The sequence below is a fragment of the Halorubrum sp. F4 genome (assembly GCF_027257195.1).
GTDB lineage: Archaea > Halobacteriota > Halobacteria > Halobacteriales > Haloferacaceae > Halorubrum.
The window spans coordinates 239,800-257,619 of the sequence record NZ_JAPDFS010000001.1; the positions used below are offsets into that span (position 1 = coordinate 239,800).

General features: G+C 69.8%; 15 protein-coding genes. 10 read left to right on the forward strand and 5 right to left on the reverse strand.

Translation table 11 applies throughout. From position 1 onward, the window contains the following. The first annotated feature begins 26 nt into the window (after positions 1 to 26). From OKW78_RS01230 to OKW78_RS01245, 4 genes are all read left to right on the forward strand, one after another. Complete coding sequence (locus tag OKW78_RS01230) at positions 27 to 1,109, forward strand: succinylglutamate desuccinylase/aspartoacylase family protein (RefSeq protein ID WP_281193521.1); 1,083 nt, start codon at positions 27 to 29, stop codon at positions 1,107 to 1,109. 92 nt (positions 1,110 to 1,201) lie between these two features. Further along, positions 1,202 to 2,248, forward strand: coding sequence for an ABC transporter ATP-binding protein (locus OKW78_RS01235; protein WP_281193522.1), 1,047 nt, complete (start codon positions 1,202 to 1,204; stop codon positions 2,246 to 2,248). Then, positions 2,245 to 4,398: a PrsW family intramembrane metalloprotease gene (locus tag OKW78_RS01240; RefSeq protein ID WP_281193523.1), complete on the forward strand. Its 2,154-nt coding sequence runs from the start codon at positions 2,245 to 2,247 to the stop codon at positions 4,396 to 4,398. Before OKW78_RS01235 ends, OKW78_RS01240 begins: the two co-directional genes overlap by 4 nt. Next, complete coding sequence (locus OKW78_RS01245) at positions 4,391 to 5,437, forward strand: ABC transporter permease (RefSeq protein ID WP_281193524.1); 1,047 nt, start codon at positions 4,391 to 4,393, stop codon at positions 5,435 to 5,437. Before OKW78_RS01240 ends, OKW78_RS01245 begins: the two co-directional genes overlap by 8 nt. 40 nt (positions 5,438 to 5,477) lie before the next feature. Here OKW78_RS01245 and OKW78_RS01250 read toward each other — a convergent pair whose 3' ends face one another. Next, positions 5,478 to 6,290, reverse strand: a complete 813-nt coding sequence (locus OKW78_RS01250) for a DUF2797 domain-containing protein (RefSeq protein ID WP_281193525.1) — start codon at positions 6,288 to 6,290, stop codon at positions 5,478 to 5,480. 148 nt (positions 6,291 to 6,438) lie between these two features. Between OKW78_RS01250 and OKW78_RS01255 the strand changes: the two genes are divergently transcribed. Then, positions 6,439 to 6,798, forward strand: coding sequence for a helix-turn-helix domain-containing protein (locus OKW78_RS01255; RefSeq protein WP_281193526.1), 360 nt, complete (start codon positions 6,439 to 6,441; stop codon positions 6,796 to 6,798). Between the two features lie 41 nt (positions 6,799 to 6,839). On the opposite strand, the gene menD is transcribed toward OKW78_RS01255, so the two are convergent. Continuing rightward, positions 6,840 to 8,666 carry a 2-succinyl-5-enolpyruvyl-6-hydroxy-3-cyclohexene-1-carboxylic-acid synthase gene (gene menD / locus OKW78_RS01260; protein WP_281193527.1) on the reverse strand — a complete coding sequence of 609 codons (1,827 nt, stop codon included), beginning with the start codon at positions 8,664 to 8,666 and terminating at the stop codon, positions 6,840 to 6,842. A 158-nt stretch (positions 8,667 to 8,824) separates the two neighbouring features. Here menD and OKW78_RS01265 point away from each other — a divergent pair, with 158 nt between their 5' ends. Next, positions 8,825 to 9,487 carry a nucleotide exchange factor GrpE gene (locus OKW78_RS01265; RefSeq protein ID WP_281193528.1) on the forward strand — a complete coding sequence of 221 codons (663 nt, stop codon included), beginning with the start codon at positions 8,825 to 8,827 and terminating at the stop codon, positions 9,485 to 9,487. Between the two features lie 49 nt (positions 9,488 to 9,536). Here the strand turns inward: OKW78_RS01265 and surE are convergent, their stop codons facing one another. After that, a complete protein-coding gene (gene surE, locus OKW78_RS01270; protein WP_281193529.1) occupies positions 9,537 to 10,322 on the reverse strand; it encodes a 5'/3'-nucleotidase SurE in 786 nt (261 codons plus the stop codon). 135 nt (positions 10,323 to 10,457) lie between these two features. Between surE and OKW78_RS01275 the strand changes: the two genes are divergently transcribed. Then, positions 10,458 to 10,781, forward strand: coding sequence for a DUF5798 family protein (locus tag OKW78_RS01275; protein ID WP_281193530.1), 324 nt, complete (start codon positions 10,458 to 10,460; stop codon positions 10,779 to 10,781). A gap of 11 nt (positions 10,782 to 10,792) precedes the next feature. Here OKW78_RS01275 and OKW78_RS01280 read toward each other — a convergent pair whose 3' ends face one another. Together OKW78_RS01280 and purD are read right to left on the reverse strand one after the other, a co-directional pair. After that, positions 10,793 to 11,392, reverse strand: a complete 600-nt coding sequence (locus tag OKW78_RS01280; RefSeq protein ID WP_303653784.1) for a DapH/DapD/GlmU-related protein — start codon at positions 11,390 to 11,392, stop codon at positions 10,793 to 10,795. 243 nt (positions 11,393 to 11,635) lie between these two features. Then, the gene (gene purD / locus OKW78_RS01285) at positions 11,636 to 12,919 is read right to left on the reverse strand and encodes a phosphoribosylamine--glycine ligase (RefSeq protein ID WP_281193532.1); all 1,284 of its coding nucleotides are present in this window, start codon (positions 12,917 to 12,919) and stop codon (positions 11,636 to 11,638) included. Between the two features lie 154 nt (positions 12,920 to 13,073). Here purD and OKW78_RS01290 point away from each other — a divergent pair, with 154 nt between their 5' ends. The 3 genes from OKW78_RS01290 to OKW78_RS01300 all read left to right on the forward strand — a co-directional run bounded on the left by OKW78_RS01290 (position 13,074) and on the right by OKW78_RS01300 (position 17,817). Next, positions 13,074 to 15,269, forward strand: coding sequence for a thioredoxin domain-containing protein (locus OKW78_RS01290; protein WP_281193533.1), 2,196 nt, complete (start codon positions 13,074 to 13,076; stop codon positions 15,267 to 15,269). 85 nt (positions 15,270 to 15,354) lie between these two features. Next, the gene (locus tag OKW78_RS01295; protein ID WP_281193534.1) at positions 15,355 to 16,692 is read left to right on the forward strand and encodes an HAD family hydrolase; all 1,338 of its coding nucleotides are present in this window, start codon (positions 15,355 to 15,357) and stop codon (positions 16,690 to 16,692) included. A gap of 42 nt (positions 16,693 to 16,734) precedes the next feature. Further along, on the forward strand, positions 16,735 to 17,817 hold the full coding sequence (locus tag OKW78_RS01300) for a geranylgeranyl reductase family protein (protein ID WP_281193535.1): 1,083 nt from the start codon (positions 16,735 to 16,737) through the stop codon (positions 17,815 to 17,817). The last annotated feature ends 3 nt before the right edge of the window (positions 17,818 to 17,820 follow it).

Here is a 17,820-nt window from a genome sequence, read left to right on the forward strand (position 1 = left end):
TTACCGACGTCGTGTGACGGGCCCGCATGAGCGAACCCCCGCCGGATGTGGAACCGTCGCCCGACCCCGAACCGTTCCGCTACGACGCCGAGGTCGCCCCCGGCGAGAAACGTCACGTCCGCTACGAGGTCGGCGAGAGCTACCTCGGCGACCCGATCCGGGTTCCGGTCACCGTCATCAACGGAGAACACGGCGGTCCGACCGTCTTCTTCAGCGCCGGGATCCACGGCGACGAGCTCAACGGCGTCAAGGTCGTCCAGGAGATCTCGGACCGGTACGAGCCGGGCGAGCTCCACGGAACGTTGGTCTGTCTCCACGCGTGTAACGTCCCCGCGTTCGAGGCCCAACAGCGGTACACGCCGATCTACGACCAGGACATGAACCGGTCGTTCCCCGGCCGCGCGGGAGCGAACACGACCGAGCGGATGGCTCACGAGATATACCGTCGGTTCGTCTCGCCGTGTGATCTCGGGCTCGACTTCCACACGTCGACTCGGAATCGGACGACGATCTACCACGCCCGCGCCGACCTCGAGGATCCGGGCGTCGAGCGACTCGCCCGCGCGTTCGCGACCAACGTGGTGCTCTACGGAGAGGGCGATCCCGGGTCGCTCCGGTCGGTCGCGACCGCGGACGGGATCCCGACCGTCACCGTCGAGATGGGACGCGCCCATCGGTTCCAGTCGATCCTGATCGAGAAGGCGCTGGAGGGCGTCGAGAGCGTGCTCGCCGAGTACGGCGTCCTCCCGGACGAGCCGGTCCACTGGCCGGGATGGTATGAGTCGACCGCGGCCGACACCACCAAACGCTGGATTCGTGCCGACACGGGCGGGCTCGTCGAGATGGAGTGGGGACCGTACCCGCTCGTCCATGAGGACGACCCGATCTGTACCGTGACGGACCACTTCAAGACCGAGGAGCGCGTCGTGCGTGCGCCCTTCGACGGACTGATCCTCGGCGCGCTCGAGAACCCGGTCGCCGCGCCGGGTCACCCGCTCTGTCACCTCCTGGAGTTGGACCGCGAGACGAAACGCGAGATCGAACGGGAGATCGACCGCGGCGAGTTCGACGGCTACCGGGCACACGGCGACGCCTGGGCGGACGATTGAGGGAGGATGGAGGAAGGCGGGACCGCAACGACGTTCTCGCGGTTGATACCCGCGGGCGTGGGTTTAACCCGGCCCCCGCCGGACCCGAGCCCATGATAGAGGTCGCGGGCCTCGAGAAGACGTACGGCGACTTCTCGGCCGTCGTCGACAGCACCTTCACGGTCGAGGAGGGCGAGGTGTTCGGGATCGTGGGTCCGAACGGCGCGGGCAAGACGACGACGCTGAAGATCCTCGCCGGGCTGATCGAGCCCACCGCCGGCGAGGCGCGCGTCGCGGGATACGACACCACCGAGCCGGCGATGCGGCACCATCTCGGCTTCCTCCCCGAGGAGTCGCCGCTGTACGAGGAGATGACGGCGATCTCCTACCTCCGCTTCTTCGCCGACCTCTACGAAGTGCCCCGCTCCGTCGCCGACGAACGGATCGAGCGGGCGCTCGACAGGCTGGACCTCGACCACCGGGACCGCCGGCTCGGTGACGTCTCGAAGGGGATGAAACGGAAGGTCGCCATCGCGCGCTCGCTGGTGAACGACCCCGACGTGTTGGTGTACGACGAGCCCGCGTCCGGGCTCGATCCGGTGACGACGAACTCCGTCCTGGAGTTCACTCGCGAGTTGCGGGCGGCGGGCAAGACCGTCGTGTTCTCCGCACACAACCTGTATCACGTCGAATCGGTCTGTGACCGTGTCGTCATCATGAACGAGGGACGGATCGTCGCCCGCGGCACCGTCGACGAGATCCGCGAGCGACACGGCGAGACGACGTACCACGTGTACACCGACGTGGAACCGGAGGCCGGCGCGAACGAAGCCGAAACCGACGTCGGTGACGCCGAGGCAGCCGACATCGGAACCGCCGAGGAGGTCGGCGACCGCTACCGCACGGTCGTCCCGTCGATGGACGCGGTCGATCGGGTGCGGACGGCGGCGTCAGACGCCGACGGAACCGTCGTCGACATCCGCACCCGGGAGCCGAGCCTCGAGGACGTGTTCCTCGACCTCGTGGGACGACCGATGCCGGGGCGTCGGCGGGGAGGAGGGTCCGATGCCGACGAGGACGGTGACACGCCCGAAGGCCGGGTGCGTGACGGAGATCGCAGGGAGCGGGCCGAGACGTCGACGAGCGGGGGGGCCGAGTGATCCGCCGCCTAGGCCGCCACCTCCGACGAGTCTCTCGTCGGTCCCGGCGCGTTCTTCGGGTCGCCAGGTGGGAGGCGTCGCGGGCGACGGGCGGCGTCGACCGACGTACGCTTCTGACCGCGCTAGCGCTCCTGGTCGTCGCGGGCGGCGTCCTCGGCGTGGGCGCGGCCACCGGCGCCGTCGGACTCGACGTGGACCGGGACGTCTATCGGGTTGGCGTCGACCCGGGGTCGCCGTACGCGGACGCGGTCGAGGCCAAACCCGCCCTGACCGCCGTACCGGCCGAGGAGGCGACGCTCGGATCGACGGCCGACCTGCTCGTTCGGGAGGTCCGGACCGACGGCGGCGACGAACCGGTCGGGGTGATCGTTCGTACGGTCGACACGCCGAAGGGGGAGGCGGCCGCCGCGTCGTTCGAGGAGGCGGTCGAGGCCCACAACGAGCGGCTGATGGCGGCGGAGCCGAACGGGACCACGGCGTTCCCGGTGACCGTCACGCTCCGGTACGCGAGCCGCGGATCGACGTTCGAGGACGGGCAAACGCTCGGCGAGATATCGGGAACGGACGACGGGAGCGGCGACGGTGAAACCGATGACACCGGCTCCGACGGAGGCGGTGCCGACGGCGGTTCATCAGAGACGGGTACCGTGGACGGAAGCGTGTCCGGCGACGGCGGTAGTGGCGGAGCCGGCGATGGCGGCGATGGCGACGTCGTCAGCGACGACGGTTCCGCCGGTACTGGCGGCGACGGCGGCGACAGCGACGGCGGCGGCGACAGTGACGCCGGCGGCAGCGGTGACGGCGTCGACGGCGGCAACGCTGACAGCGATGGCAACGACGGGTGGTGGCCCTTCGGCACCGATGACGGACCCGGGGGACTCGCCGTCCCCTCGATCGGCGGCGGCGCGTTCGGCGCGGATCTGACTGGGTCTCCCGGGTCGATCACGCCGCCGTTCCCGTTTGCGTCGCTCGTGTTGGCGTTCGCGTTCCTCGTGCCGATGAACTTCCTCACGCAGGCGTACGGCTCCTCGGTCCTCGACGAGCGGACCAACCGGCGGGGAGAGCCGCTCCTCGTCACGCCGCTGTCGCCGACGGAGATCGTCGCGGGCAAGACACTCCCGTACGTCGCGGTCGCGGTCGCCGTTACCTCCCTGATCGCGCTCGTCGTCGGCGGCGGAGCGATCTCCGTGCTCGCGGTGTTGCCCATCGCGGCGACGTTCCTCGGCGCCACCTTCGTCGGCGCGGTGTTCGCGCGGTCGTTCAAGGAGCTCACCTTCGTCACGGTCGCGGTGAGCGTCCTCCTCACCTCCTACGCGTTCGTCCCGGCGATATTCACGAACGTGACGCCCGTCGCGTTGATCTCGCCGCTCACGCTCGTCGTCTTCGACCTCCAGAACGAGTCGGTGTCAGTCGGCGAGTTCCTGTTCGCGACGGGACCGACCGCGGCCACCGCCGCTCTCTGCTTCGGGCTCGGGCTCGGCGTGTACCGCGAGGAGGACCTGTTCACGCAGAAGCCGGTGACCCGCAAGTTCCTCGACGCGCTCGCGGTCCGGCTCTCGGCGGTCGGCGAGGGGGTGCGCGAGTCGACGCCGACGGGGATCGCGGCCCGGCTCCCGGGACGGGTTCGGGGGCTCGTCGCGGTCGCGTTCCTCACCGCGTGTACGATCCCCTTCGTCTTCGTCGCGGAGTTGCTCGCGGTCGCGGTCCTCTTCGCGCTGCCCGTCACCGTCTCGATCCCCGTCCTGCTCGTCGTCATCGCGTTCGTCGAGGAGGTCGCCAAGAGCGTCCACCTCTACGCCGGGTTCGAGCGCGGCGTGTTTGCCCGGACCGACCGGGTCGCGCTCGCGGTCGGATCCGCCTCCGGGCTCGGCTTCTTCCTCGCGGAGAAGGCGACCGCCGTCGTCCAGGCGGTCGGGCTCACGGAGCTGTACGTCGGCCGGGCCGCCTTCGGATCCGTCGCCGGCCTCACTGGGCTCCCGCCGCTCGTTCTCGCCGGGCTCTTCCTCGCACCGCTCGCTCTCCACGGGGTCACCGCGTCGCTGTCGGCGGTCGGCGCACGCCGGAACCGCACGTTCTACGTGCTGGCGCTCGCGGCGGCGACGTTGCTTCACGCCGCGTACAACTTCGGGGTGGTGAGCGTCCATGGGTAGCCGACTCACCGTGGCCCGCCGGGAGATCGCGGGGCTCCGCGCGGAGAAGACGATCCTGCTCGCGGTCGGGATCCAGTTGTTTATCGCGGCGTTCTCCTCGTTCCTCGTCGTCGGGCTCGTCTCGATGTACGATCCCGGCGCGCTCGACGGCGCGGAGATCGAGGTGGCGGCCGCCGGCGACGCGGTCGAGGGGCTCGAACGCGCGGCCGCGGAGGTACCGGGCGCGTCGGTGACACGCTACGAGGACCCGGCGGCGGCCCGGGCCGCCTTCGACCACAACGCCGCCGACGCGGCGGCGATCGTGACCCGCGACGACGGGGGCGGGATATCGGTCGCGGTGACCGCGCCCGACGCCACCGTCGAGACAACGGTGATCGTCGTCCAGCTACGGGACCTCCTCCAGGCCTACGAGCGAACCGAGCGCGTCGAGCGTGCGGACTCGCTGAGTCAGTCCCCGCTTCCCCTGCCCGACTTGACCGGCACCAGCCCGTACTTCACGTTCACCTACACGGTGTTGATCCCGGTGTTGGTGTTCCTGCCCGTGTTCATCTCGGGGTCGCTCGTCGTCGACTCGATAACGGAGGAGGTCGACGAGGGGACCCTCGAACTCCTGCGGGTCGCGCCCGTGACGATCGGCGAGATCGTCGACGGCAAGGCGCTCGCGGCCGTCGCGATCGCGCCCGGACAGGCCCTGCTCTGGCTGCTGCTGCTCGAACTCAACGGAACTCCAGTCGCCAACGTCCCGACGATCCTCGCGTTGATGACCGCGCTGACGACGCTGGTCGTCGGGGTCGCCGCGGCGATCGCGGCCGCCGCGCCCGACCGCCGGGCCGCGCAGTTCCTCTACTCGGTCGCCGTGCTCGTGGTGTTCGGCGGCGCGACCGCGGTGGCGGGCGGTCCCACGAACGCAGTGGCGCGGCTCGCGATCGACAGCGCCGACCCGGCGACGACGCTCGCGGTCGCCGTCTACGCCGTTTTCGCCGCCGTGGCGTACCTCGGCGTCCGTCGATTCATAACCGTCAACGGTCTCGGGACGTGAGACCGACGGTCTCGGGACGTGACGGTCCGCCCCGCCCGTATCAGCCGCCGAACGCACCAAGGCTCGACTGAAGGTCGCGGTCGGGAACCTCCTCGATCAGTTCGTAGCCGACCAGATCGCGGGCGTCGACGGCGTACGTCGACCCGTTTCGATCGAGCACCAGTACCCGCCCCTTCCAGCCCCGCACCGTCCCGGCCGCCATCGTCTCCGCGACCGGTCGATCCTCGAGGTCGAGTCCGTATTCGAAGTCGAACCGCTCGATCGGGTCGAACCGGTCGAGCAGTTCCTCCCACGCCCCGGCGTCGACGTCCCGCCCGAACCCGTCGAGCTTCGTCGGCACCCGGACCCGGTCGACGAGGTCCGCCCCGCTCGCGAGTTCGGCCTCGACCTCGCGGGCGACCCGGCCGTCGGGAAACGTCCGGACGTGGGCCGCGCGGTCGGCCCCTTGCTCGCGGAGCCGCGTCCCGAGACGCCACAACCGGGTGACGCCCACCTTGAACGTGTCGGGGGCGAACGCCGCGAGGTACATCGCGTGCTCCTCGTGGCAGTCCATCTCGTCTTTCAGACACGTTCCGGTACACCGGGCGCACACCCAGACGTCCGAGTGGGCCTCGCAGTACGGCGCGGCGGGGGCGTCGCAGGCGACGTGGCTCCCCTCGTGGACCGTCCCGGCACACCGCCGGTCGCCGAGCCCGAAGGAGAGCTCGCTGCCGGGATCGGCGGCGACGTACTCGACCTCGCCGCCGTCGGCGACGTAGAGTCCGCCGGCGACCGCGGCGGTCCGGCTCTCGGCCGCGTCGCTCTCGGCTCCGTCCCCGTCGACTCCGCCCGCCTCGTATCCGACGACCTGCACGGTCGGAGTAGGCGGGTCGTCGACTAATAACGTTCGCACCCGCAGGAGCGAGACCCTCTCCGGATTCGATGCCTTCGACCGTCCGCCAACAAACATCCAAGTAGCAAATTTCCAAATAACTATGGTACAACGGTACCAATACCGGTCCATGTCGAGCGGCACCATCGATATCGACGAGTTCGAGAACGCCGACGACGACGAGTTCGAGGAACGGAACGACACCGAGCGGATCGTGTCGTTCCTCGACGAGAACGACGACCACGCGTGGAAGGCGGCGACGATCGCCGATCGACTCGGATTGGATACGGACGCCGTCAGCGCGATCCTCTCGCGGCTGAAGGAGCGAGACCTCGTGCGACACAAGCGTCCGTATTGGGCGATCACGGACGACGAGGAGCGTCTTCGAGCCGCCTACCGGCTTCACCGACATCACGAGGCCGCGGACGACCGGTACGGCGAGGAACGCCTCGAGGAGTTGCGAACCGATGACATGGACGAGATGCGGTGACTCCGGAACGGGACGAACCGTCTCGTTTCACCGCCTGTCGTTCACTCACCATGAACCGCGCGCTCGACCGCCGCCGCCAGCCGCTCGCGGGTCCGGTGGCTCGACTCGGCGTCGGTCCGGACCTCGATCAGGTGCGAGCCGTCCGCGTCGCGGGCGCGTCCGTAGGCCTCCGCGAGCGCGTCCGTCGGATCCGTCGTCTCCGACGACGGCCGCGCGTCGATCCGGGCGTACGCGAGCCCGTGGAGGTCGGCTACCGGCTCGAAGGCGAGCCCGTGCGGCGTCTTGAACTCGCTCGTGAAGGGCGGGTCGAACGACTCGATCGGGAGCGCGTGGAAGATCCCGCCGCCGTCGTTGTTGACGAGCACGACCGTGACGTCGACGTCACACCGGTCGATCGCGAGCAGGCCGTTGGTGTCGTGATACAGCGCGAGGTCCCCGACGACGAGCGTGAGGTCGTCGGTCGTGGCCGAGCCCGCGCCGAGGGCGCTGGAGACGATCCCGTCGATACCGGAGACGCCGCGGTTGCCGAGGACGGTGAGGTTCGTCGTCGAGGGCGGGGCGAACCGGTCGAGGTCGCGGACGGGCATCGAGTTGGAGACGAAGAGCGTCGACGGGTCCGGGACGTCCTCGGCGACGACGCGGAGCACGTCACCCTCGTGGAACCCGGCGGACCCCTCACCGGTCCCCTCGATCTTCCGATCGCCACGGTGGTGTTCGCGGGCGACCCGGTCGGCCGTCTCCCACTGCTCGCGCCATCCGGGATCGCCCCCGCCCCCGGAGACGAGTCGGGAGAGCCGGGCACAGAGCCGGTTCGGCTCGGCGACGACGAGGTCGGTCGCGGCGAACTCCGCCTCGCGCCACCGTCCGGCGGGGTCGACCGCGTACTGGTCCGCGCCGGTGCCGGCGAGGTACTTCCGGAGTCGCTTCGAGGTGGGCGACGCGCCGAGACGAAGGACGACCTCGGGGTCGGTCCAGCCGTCGGCGGCCGATCCGTCGCCCGCGACCGCCGCCGAGAGGTACGCGTCGTACGCGCCGATCACGGGTGCGACTCGCGTGTGGCCGCCGAACCGAAGCCCCGAGAGCGGGTCCGCGAGCACGGGGTAGCCGGTTGCGTGTGAGAGCGCCGTCACCGCCTCGGGATCGAGTCCCGGCGGATCGGCGGGGCCGGCCACGATCAGTCCTCGATCCACGGAGAGCGCCTCCGTGAGTTCGCGAAGCGCCGTCTCCTCGGGCTCCGGCGATCCGGGCGTCACGTCGACGTAGGGGCCGTCCCGACCGTTCGTCGCGCTCGGATCGAGGTCGTCGGGCACGTCCCCCTCGACCGGCGTCGGTTCGAGCGGCTTCGCGAACGGGACGTTGAGGTGGACGGGGCCGGCGTCCACGCCCTCCGCGGTCGCCACCGCACGGTCGACCGTCGTCCGGAGCGATCGGAGCGCGCGGTCGGCCGCCGCGGGCTCCGGCAGGTCCTTGTAGAGACGGACCGCGTCGCCGTACAGCTTCTCCTGGTCGGCGGTCTGGTTGGCCCCGGAGTCGCGGAGTTCGGGCGGGCGGTCCGCGGTGAGCGCGAGCAGCGGCACCCGGGCGTTGTCCGCCTCCATCACCGCGGGGTGGTAGTTGGCGGCGGCGGTGCCGGAGGTACAGATCAGCGGCGTCACGCGGCCGGTCCGCCGAGCGCGTCCGAGCGCGAAGTAGGCGGCCGATCGCTCGTCGAGCTGGGAGAACAGATGGAGGTCCTCGTGTCGCGCGGCGGCGACCGTCAGCGGCGTCGAGCGACTGCCGGGCGAGACGACGACGGCGTCCACGCCCGCGGCGACGAGCTCGTCCACGATCGCCCGCGCCCACAGCGTGTTCCGGTTCGGTGCGGTCATCGTCGGGAGTATGCCGTGACGGGGTAAGTAACCCGGCAAGTCACGACGGGCCCGGCCGGATGGGATTCTGTAGTCGTGCGCGCGGTAGGCCGCGGCATTCGAACTCCCCTCGATCGCGTTCTACAACGCTTATACACGCCCACGGCCTTCGATCGAACATGAGCGACGAAGACGCCGTCGAGGTCGGATCGCCGAGAGAACCCGAGGCGACTGCGGAGGACGCCGAAGTCGGCGACGATGCGGCCGACGCGGACGCTGCGGCCGCCCGGAACGGCGACGAGAGCGACGCAGGTGACGCCGATTCGGACCAGTCCACGCTCGCCGACCGCGTCGCCGAACACGACGAGACGCTTGCCGAGGAGGTGGCCGATCTCGAGTCGGAACTCGACGAGCGCCGCGAGGAGGTCGACGAGTTGACGAGCAAGCTCGCGCGCGTCCGCGCCGACTTCAGCAACTACAAGCAACGGGCCAAACGCAAGCAGGAGGAGATCCGCGAACGGGCGTCCGAATCGCTCGTCGAACGGATCGCGCCGGTCCGAAACGACCTCAAGCGGGCGCTCGAACAGGAGGAGGGAAGCGACATTCGCCCCGGCGTGGAGTCGACGCTCGAGAAGTTCGACGAGGTACTCGCCGACGAGGGCGTCGAGCCGATCGAGCCGGAGCCGGGCGAGGAGGTTGACCCCGCGCGTCACCAGGTCATGCTCCGGGTCGACAGCGACCAGCCCGACGGCACTGTCCACGAGGTGTACGAGCCCGGCTACGAGATGGGTGACCGCGTCATCAGCGAGGCACAGGTGACCGTCAGCAACGGGGGCGAGTGACGCTCGGCAACGGCGGCGAGCGACGCTCGAGCGGAGTTTTCCTCCCGGGTCACTGGTCCCCGTACCGCTCCGCGAGCCCGTCGAGCGCGCCGTTCGACGCGACGCCGTGCGGGACCGTGAGCGGGGAGACCGACACTTCGCCGTCGACCACGGCTCGCCGGTCGGTGCCGACGGAGTCGGGCACGTCCGCCTCGGTCATTCGACCCCAGATCGGGTCGTCGAAGGTGACTCCGCCGTTTCCGTCGTGTTCGGCGGTCATTCCGTACCAGTCCGACGGACGCGTCACCCGCATCGGGGCGGAATCGCCGTCGGCTATCGGCGCGTTCACGTTCAGATAGTCGACCTCCTCGAAGACCCCCGCCTCGAACGCGTTGTCGACGAGGTACCGCGTCGCGCGGGCGGCGTGCTCGAACTGGGCGGGCTCCAGATCGGTCTTCCACCAGTCGTCGCCGCCGGGAACGTACATGGAGACCGCCACCGCGGGAACGCCGAAGAACGCGGCCTCGACGGCCGCCGAGACCGTCCCGGAGCGTCCGAGGACGTACGATCCGAGGTTCGCCCCCTCGTTACAGCCGGCGAGGACCAGATCGACGTCGGGGACGAGTTCGTCCAACCCCGCGACGACGCAGTCGACCGGAGTGCCGTCGACCGCGTAGCCGAGCTCGTGGTCCGAGACACGCACGTCGTCCGACAGCGCCCGACCGACGGACGAGCGGTCGCCGGTCGGGGCCACCGTCACGACGTCGTAGTCGTCGTCGAGCGCGTCGTGGACGGCTCGCAGGCCGACGGCGTCGATGCCGTCGTCGTTCGTCAACAGGATCCGGTCTGCGCTCACATCGATCCCTCGCCGGGTTCGGACAAAAGTCCACCGTCGCGCGGAGTGCCGGCGATGTCGACCGCGCCGACCCCGACAGCACACGAACCGGGACCAAACGGAAAAACACAGGTGTCGTGGGCGCGAGGGGCCGGTATGGGATTCGGCGACACGGCGAAGAAGATCCAGACGCTCGCCGACAAGGCGGAGCGCACGTACCAGAAGATCAACGAACTCCGGACTGAGGTCGAGGAGACGCAGACGACGGTTCTCGACACCTCTGAGCGCGTCCAGGCGCTCGAAAACGAGATGACGGAACAGCGGGCGGTCCTCGACGCCGTCGCGGAGGAGGTCGGCGTGGACCTCGACGCCGTGAGCACCGAGGCGCACATCGTCGAGGCGGAAGCCGAGAGCGACGGTTCAGGTGACGGGGTCGACGCGGACGGTGCCGACGGAGTCGACGAGACCGACGAGAACTGACCGGGTGCCCCCTACTCGTCTCCCGCTTCCGCGGCGGCAACTCCCGCTTCCCCGGCGGCGACTCGGGAGACGACTTCGGCGGGAACGCCCGCCACCGTCGTCCGTGGCGGGACGTCCTCCGTCACGAGCGAGTTGGCGGCGACGCGCGCCTCCTCGCCGACCGTGACCCCCGGGAGAACGACCGCGCCCGCCCCGATCATCGCGCGGTCCTCGATCACCACGTCGCCGAGGCGGTACTCGTCCTGGAGGAACTCGTGGCACAACAGCGTGGCGTCGTAGCCGACGATCGCGTCGTCACCGACGGTGATCCGCTCGGGCCAGAACACGTCCGGCGTCGACTCGAGCCCCCAGGAGACGCCCGTGCCGACCGTCACCCCGATCCACGAGAGGAGCCGGTTCTTGAGCCGGAGGCTCGGCGAGATCCGCGCGAGCACGATCACGACGTAGTTGCGCATGACGACGAGCGGCGACTTCGCCTCGGGCCAGGACCACAGCGAGTTCCGAACGCCGTCGGTCCGATGGCGTTCGAGGCCGTCGGCGCGCGTCCCGCGCTTCCCGTTCGGATCCGTCCGGTCTCCCTCGTCGTTCGCTCGGTCGCTCGCGCCATCCATGCTCTCGTCGCTCACGTCGGACCGTTCGCAGGGCGGCATTAAAAGGGTCGCTGCCGCGTTCGGTCGCGCCGACGAGAGTTTAAACCCGATGCCGGCACCAGAGCGTCCACGACACCTCGATGGCTCACGGCAGGCCCGGGCGGATGTGCGGTCGACCGCCGTGAGGTGGAGGACGACCGCCTGTTCGCCACTCGGGTTCCACTCCAGCTTCGGCTCCCCTCGTTCGTCCGCTCCGAGCCCGAACTACTCGCGAAGTTCGGTCATGTGTTCGATCCGCTCCTCGAGCAGCTCCGGCTTCCCGATGTCGTGGCGGATCCGAACGCGATCGCCGGCCGCCGACAGCGCCTCGTCCGCCTCCGCCTCAGCGGCCGCGATGGAGTCACCGAGACCGACGACCGCGAACGCCCGCGACGTGGTCGTGTAGAGGCCATCTTCGCGCTCGTCGACGCTCGCGTAGTAGAGCAGCGCGTCGCCGACGCCGTCCTCGTCGACCGCGATACGCGCCCCGCTGTCGGGGTTCGTCGGGTATCCGTCCGGCACGGCGTACTTACAGACGGTCGCCTCGCCGGAGAAGGCGAGCGCCGGCAGCGGGTCGCCGTCGCGTGCGGCGGTCAACACGTCGATAAAGGGCGTCTCGAGAACCGGGAGCGTGTTCATCGCCTCGGGGTCGCCGAAGCGCGCGTTGAACTCGACGACTTTCGGTCCGTCCGCGGTCAACATGAACTGTCCGTAGAGGACGCCCTTGTAGTCGGGGAGCGCGTCGACGACGGCGTCGAGCACGTCGAGGGCGTCCTCGTAGTCGCCGGGTTCCATGAACGGAAGTGCGTTTCCGGTGTCCGAGTACGAACCCATCCCGCCCGTGTTCGGCCCCTCGTCGCCCTCGTAGGCCCGTTTGTGGTCCTGAACGGCGGGCGTCGCGCGGAACTCCCCGTCGGCGACGAACGCCTGGACCGTGAACTCCTCGCCGACCAGCCGCTCCTCGAGGACGACCCGATCGTAGTCGGCGTCGCGGAGGTACGCCTTCGCCTCCTCGGCGGTGACCTGGTCGCCGATCACTTTCACGCCCTTGCCGCCGGTGAGGCCGGCGGGCTTCACCGCGAGGTCGCCGTCGTACTCGTCGATGTACGCGCAGGCGGCGTCCATGTCGTCGAACACCTCGAAGTCCGGACACCCGGGTACGTCGGCTTCGCGCATGAACCGTCGCTGGTACGCCTTGTCCGTCTCCAGGCGCGCCTCCGCCTGCCGTGGACCGAACGCGTAAACGCCGGCATCGTCGAGCGCGTCCGCGACGCCGGCCGCCAGCGCCGACTCGGGGCCGATGACCGCGAGGTCCGCGCCGATCTCGGTCGCGAACTCGGTGATCGCGACGGCGTCGGTCTCCTCGACCGTCTCGAACCCGTCGGCGAGCCGGCGGATGCCGGGGTTTCGGTTGCTCGCGCAGGCGTACAGCGAACAGTCGTCGGCGAGCGCGCGGGCGATGGCGTGCTCGCGACCGCCGCCGCCGACGAGGAGTACGGTTTCCGTCATGCGCGACGGATATCCGCATAGTAGTGTAAGCTTTACCCTCTCTGTTCGACGTTTGATCCACGAATATAGATCAGTTCGACACGCGGCGAACACTACGCCGTTCGGCCGGGCTCCGTGTAGCGGGGTTTTTCCGACACGCGGGCCAACCCGGCCCATGTCACAGCCGACCGACCGAAACCGGCTCGCCGACGAGGCGAGCCCGTACCTCCAACAGCACGCCGACAACCCGGTTAACTGGCAGCCGTGGGGCGAGGAGGCGTTCGAGCGCGCCCGCGAGCACGACGTGCCGGTGTTCGTCTCCATCGGCTACTCCGCGTGTCACTGGTGTCACGTCATGGAGGAGGAGAGCTTCGCCGACGAGGAGACCGCGGCGCTGCTCAACGAGTCGTTCGTCCCGATCAAGGTCGACCGCGAGGAGCGTCCCGACGTCGACAGCACGTTCATGACGGTCTCACAGCTCGTCACGGGTGGCGGGGGCTGGCCGCTCTCGGCGTGGTGTACGCCGGACGGAAAGCCCTTCTACGTCGGGACGTACTTCCCGCCGGAGCCGCGCGGGAACCATCCCTCCTTCCCGGGGTTGTGTCGGCGGATCGCCGACTCCTGGAGCGATCCCGAACAGCGCACGGAGATGGAACGTCGCGCCGAGCAGTGGACCTCGAGCGCACGCGACGAGCTCGAGTCCGTCCCGGAGCCCGACGGAAGGTCCGAGGACACCGACCCGCCCGGTTCGGGACTCCTCGACGAGGCGGCCACGACCGCGATGCGGAGCGTCGACGAGGAACACGGCGGATTCGGCGCGAGCGGTCCGAAGTTCCCGATGCCGGGTCGGGTGGACCTCCTGTTGCGGGCGGCCGCGCGGAGCGGTCGGGAGGAACTCCTGCGGGCGGCCACGCGAACCCTCGACGGAATGGCCAGAGGCGGGATGTACGACCAGATCGGTGGCGGCTTCCACCGCTACGCGGTCGACCGCGAGTGGACGATCCCCCACTTCGAGAAGATGCTGTACGACAACGCCGAGCTGCCGATGGTCTACCTGGACGCCTCCCGGCTCACCGGCGACGCCGGATACGACCGCGTGGCTGCCGAATCGTTGACGTTTCTCGAACGCGAGCTTCGCCATCCTGACGGCGGGTTCTTCAGCACCCTCGACGCGCGGAGTCCCCCGCCCGCGACCCGGGGCGGAGACGACCCTGAGGGTTCCTCCGAACGGATCGAGGGGGCGTTCTACGCGTGGACGCCCGAGGAGGTCGACGCCGTCCTCGAGGAGCCCGCGGCGTCGATCGCTCGGTCACGATACGGGATCGAACCCGGCGGGAACTTCGAGCGCGGGACGACGGTCCCGACGCTCGCGACCTCGGTTGCGGAGCTAGCCGACGAGTACGATCGGTCCGAGGCGGGGATCGAGGAGGTCCTCCTCGAGTCCCGGACCGCCCTCTTCGAGGCCCGCGAGGAGAGACCTCGGACTGCCCGAGACGAGAAGGTGTTGGCGTCGTGGAACGGTCGAGCGATCTCGGCGTTCGCGGCCGCGGGAACCGTGCTCGGCGAGTCGTACGCCGATCTGGCCGCGGACGCGCTCGAGTTCTGTCGGGAGCACCTGTACGACGCCGAGACGGATCGACTCGATCGGCGGTGGCTCGACGGCGACGTGGCCGGGCCGGGATACCTCGACGACTACGCGTTCCTCGCGCGCGGCGCGTTCGACGTGTATTCGACCACGGGGGACGTCGACGCGCTCGCGTTCGCGCTGGATCTGGCCGAGGCGCTCGTCGACGACTTCTACGACCCGGACGCGGGGACGATCTACTTCACCCGCGACCCCGACACGAACCCCGATGAGGCGGCGGGCGACGGAACGCTCTTCGCCCGACCACAGGAGTTCACGGACCGCTCGACCCCGTCGAGCCTGGGGATCGCCGCGGAGACGCTCGCGGTCCTCGACGGGTTCCGAACCGACGATCGGTTCCGGTCGATCGCCGAGACGGTCGTGGGGACCCACGCCGACCGGATCCGCGCGAGCCCGCTCGAGCACGTGTCTCTGGTCCGCGCGGCCGAGCGCGTCGCGAGCGGCGGGATCGAGGTGACGATCGCGGCGGACGAGACGCCCGCCGAGTGGCGGCAAACGCTCGGCGATCGATACCTTCCGGGCGCGATCGTCGCGCGTCGGCCGCCGACGGAGGACGGGCTCGACGAGTGGCTCGACCGACTGGGTCTCGAGGACGCGCCCCCGGTCTGGAAGGGATGCGACGCCGAGGGCGACGAACCGACCGTCTACGTCTGTGAGGGGTTCGTCTGCTCGCCGCCCGAGACCGATCTCGACACGGCGTTCGAGTGGCTCGCGGACCGCGAGTGATCGACTCGGTCGACGTCGGTCGAGCGCCGGCCGACGTCGGCCACCGATCGAACGTCCTTAGCGGGTCGAGCGTCGTGAGTGGAACATGAAGCGGTACGACCTCCTCTATCGGCTGTACGACGAGTTCGACGCCACGGCGCTCCGGGAGCAACAGTCGTTCGTCGACCTGTTCCCGCCGGTCGATTCCCGCGTCGCACTCGACCACTGGGAGGACGCGAGCGAGGAGTTGACGCGGCGACGGACGGCGATCGTCGACTCGATGCCGCACGGGGAGGTGTTCGCGGAGGTGGCGTCGTACGCCGACCGCGAGACCGCGTTCACGGCGCTCGACCTCCTGAATCGGTACGGTCGCGCAGTCAACGCGCTCGTGCTCGACGTCGACGAGACGCTGCGATCCGCGGGCGGGACGGACAACGAGATCCCCCGCGAGACGCTCCACATGCTGGGAAAGCTCCACGGGTCCGGCGTCCCGATCGTCGTCTGTACCGGACAAACGCTCGAGAACGTCAAGGGGTTCACGATCCAGGGGCTCGGAAACGAGCTCGTTCACTCCGGCACGTTGTCCATCGTCTACGAGTCCGGAAACGGCGTGTTCACGCCCGGTCACGGCTCGCGCACGAAGCAGTTGCTCTACGAGGACCTCGACGAGGACGTTCGAACGGCCTTCGACGAAGTGCGGTCGCGCGTGTTGCCGGCGGCCCCGCGAAACGTGGGTCGGGGGTGTCATCTCCAGGGAAACGAGTTCAACGTCACCCTGAAGCCGAACTTCGAGACCGGCAGCGAGGCTGCCGAGCGCGTGATCGACGACGCGGTCGTCCACCTGATCGACCTCCTCGGGACGGTCGTGGTCGAGACGAGCGACCGCGGCCAGGACGGCGACCGCGGGCAAGGTAGCGAGTCCGTCGGAGACGGATCGACGTGGGCGCGCGCTCACTATGCGGCGGCCGACCCGGAGATACGCGAAGTGTTGGCGGCGAACGACGCCCATCCGAGCGTCGGCGTCGAGTCGATCCCCGATGCGGTCCGGGCGCTTTTCGACGGGATCGACGTCGGGTATTACGAGGGTGACGCGGCCGAGATCGGCTCGCTGGAGTTGAACAAGGCGGCCGGCGTGGAGGCGGCGCTCGACGTGCTCGACGTCGAGGACCCGTTCGTGTTCGTGATGGGCGACAGCAAGTCGGACCTGCGGGTCATGGAGTGGGCGGCCGAGAATCGGGCGGGTATCGCGGCCGCGCCCGAGCACGCGTCCACGGACGTCCTCGCTCACGTCCGCGGAGGCGACGAACTGGTCTACGGACGCGGGCGGGCGGACGAGATGCTTCGGACCGTCCACGCGCTGAATCGGCTCGCGTCCCTCGGCGGCGATCGACCGGTCGAGAGCGGGCGGGCCGCGGGAGCGTCGGCCGCGACGCGTGGTCGGTGACGCCTGAGATCTCTTAAATACGCGGGTGCCGTCTCCACGGACATGCACGACTTCGTCGTCGTCGGTGCGGGCCCCCCCGGGTCGCGGTTCGCCCGTCGGGCGGCCGAGAACGGGTACGACGTGGTCGCCTTCGAGAAGGGCGAGGTCGGCGAGCCGCTGGCCTGTTCCGGGCACGTCTCGACCGATATCTGGAAGTACGTCCCCGAGGACGCGCGCAACGACCTGTTCCAGAACCGGATCTCCGGCGCGCGCTTCCACGTCGGCGGCCCGGGATCGCGGCCGTATCGGTTCTACAAGCGAGAGGCAGTCTCGAACGTCATCGATCGCGTCGGGCTCGATCGCGCGCTCGCCGAGTGCGCTCGCGACGCGGGCGCGGACGTCCGGGAGGGCCACACCGTCACCGGACTCGAGGAGCGCGCGGACCGCGTCGTCGTCGAGGTCAGCGTCGCCGGCGGCGGAACCGAGACGGTCGAGGCGCGGATGGTCGCGGGCTGTGACGGGCCCACCTCGCGCGTCCGCCGCGAGGTCGGGATCGACGAGCCCGACGAGATCCTCCATGGCGTGCTCGCGTTCGATCCCGAGCCGGACGACCGCGACTACGTCGACGTCCACCTCACCGCACCACGCTTCTTCGCGTGGCGGATCCCGCGCGGCGACGCCGGCGTCGAGTACGGGCTCGCCGCGCCGCCCGGCGAAGACGTGTCGGCGCGGTTCGATCGGTTGACCGACGCCTACGAGGTCGACACCGAGGACTTCTGTTCGGGGGCGATCCCGATCGGGCCGCCCGACTCCGTGACGACCGATCGGGTCTTCCTGATCGGCGACGCCGCGGCCCAGACGAAGCCGTTCACCGGGGGCGGGATCCTCTACGGGATGACCGCGTCGGACGTCGCCGTCCGGCGGATCGATCCGACCGATCCGTCGACGCTCGCCGACTACGAGGCGGGCTGGCGCGAGGAGCTGGCGACCGAGATCCGGCTCGGGAAGCTCGTCCGGGCGTGTTACTCGCTTCCCGAGCCGGTCCAACACCTCGGTCTACGGGCGCTCTCGGGCGAGATCGGCGTCCACATGGACCGGCCGTCGTCGTTCTTCTCTCGCGATCACCTCCGTCGGCTGTTCTCCTAGCGT

What these genes read in the sequence shown, in the direction of transcription:
- OKW78_RS01255 (WP_281193526.1), top strand. Translation starts at nt 6,439, where the DNA reads ATGTCGAGCGGCACCATCGATATCGACGAGTTCGAGAACGCCGACGAC.
- OKW78_RS01275 (WP_281193530.1), top strand. Translation starts at nt 10,458, where the DNA reads ATGGGATTCGGCGACACGGCGAAGAAGATCCAGACGCTCGCCGACAAG.
- purD (WP_281193532.1), bottom strand. Translation starts at nt 12,919, where the DNA reads ATGACGGAAACCGTACTCCTCGTCGGCGGCGGCGGTCGCGAGCACGCC.
- OKW78_RS01295 (WP_281193534.1), top strand. Translation starts at nt 15,355, where the DNA reads ATGAAGCGGTACGACCTCCTCTATCGGCTGTACGACGAGTTCGACGCC.
- OKW78_RS01265 (WP_281193528.1), top strand. Translation starts at nt 8,825, where the DNA reads ATGAGCGACGAAGACGCCGTCGAGGTCGGATCGCCGAGAGAACCCGAG.
- OKW78_RS01300 (WP_281193535.1), top strand. Translation starts at nt 16,735, where the DNA reads ATGCACGACTTCGTCGTCGTCGGTGCGGGCCCCCCCGGGTCGCGGTTC.
- OKW78_RS01280 (WP_303653784.1), bottom strand. Translation starts at nt 11,392, where the DNA reads ATGGATGGCGCGAGCGACCGAGCGAACGACGAGGGAGACCGGACGGAT.
- OKW78_RS01235 (WP_281193522.1), top strand. Translation starts at nt 1,202, where the DNA reads ATGATAGAGGTCGCGGGCCTCGAGAAGACGTACGGCGACTTCTCGGCC.
- OKW78_RS01245 (WP_281193524.1), top strand. Translation starts at nt 4,391, where the DNA reads ATGGGTAGCCGACTCACCGTGGCCCGCCGGGAGATCGCGGGGCTCCGC.
- OKW78_RS01290 (WP_281193533.1), top strand. Translation starts at nt 13,074, where the DNA reads ATGTCACAGCCGACCGACCGAAACCGGCTCGCCGACGAGGCGAGCCCG.
- OKW78_RS01230 (WP_281193521.1), top strand. Translation starts at nt 27, where the DNA reads ATGAGCGAACCCCCGCCGGATGTGGAACCGTCGCCCGACCCCGAACCG.
- menD (WP_281193527.1), bottom strand. Translation starts at nt 8,666, where the DNA reads ATGACCGCACCGAACCGGAACACGCTGTGGGCGCGGGCGATCGTGGAC.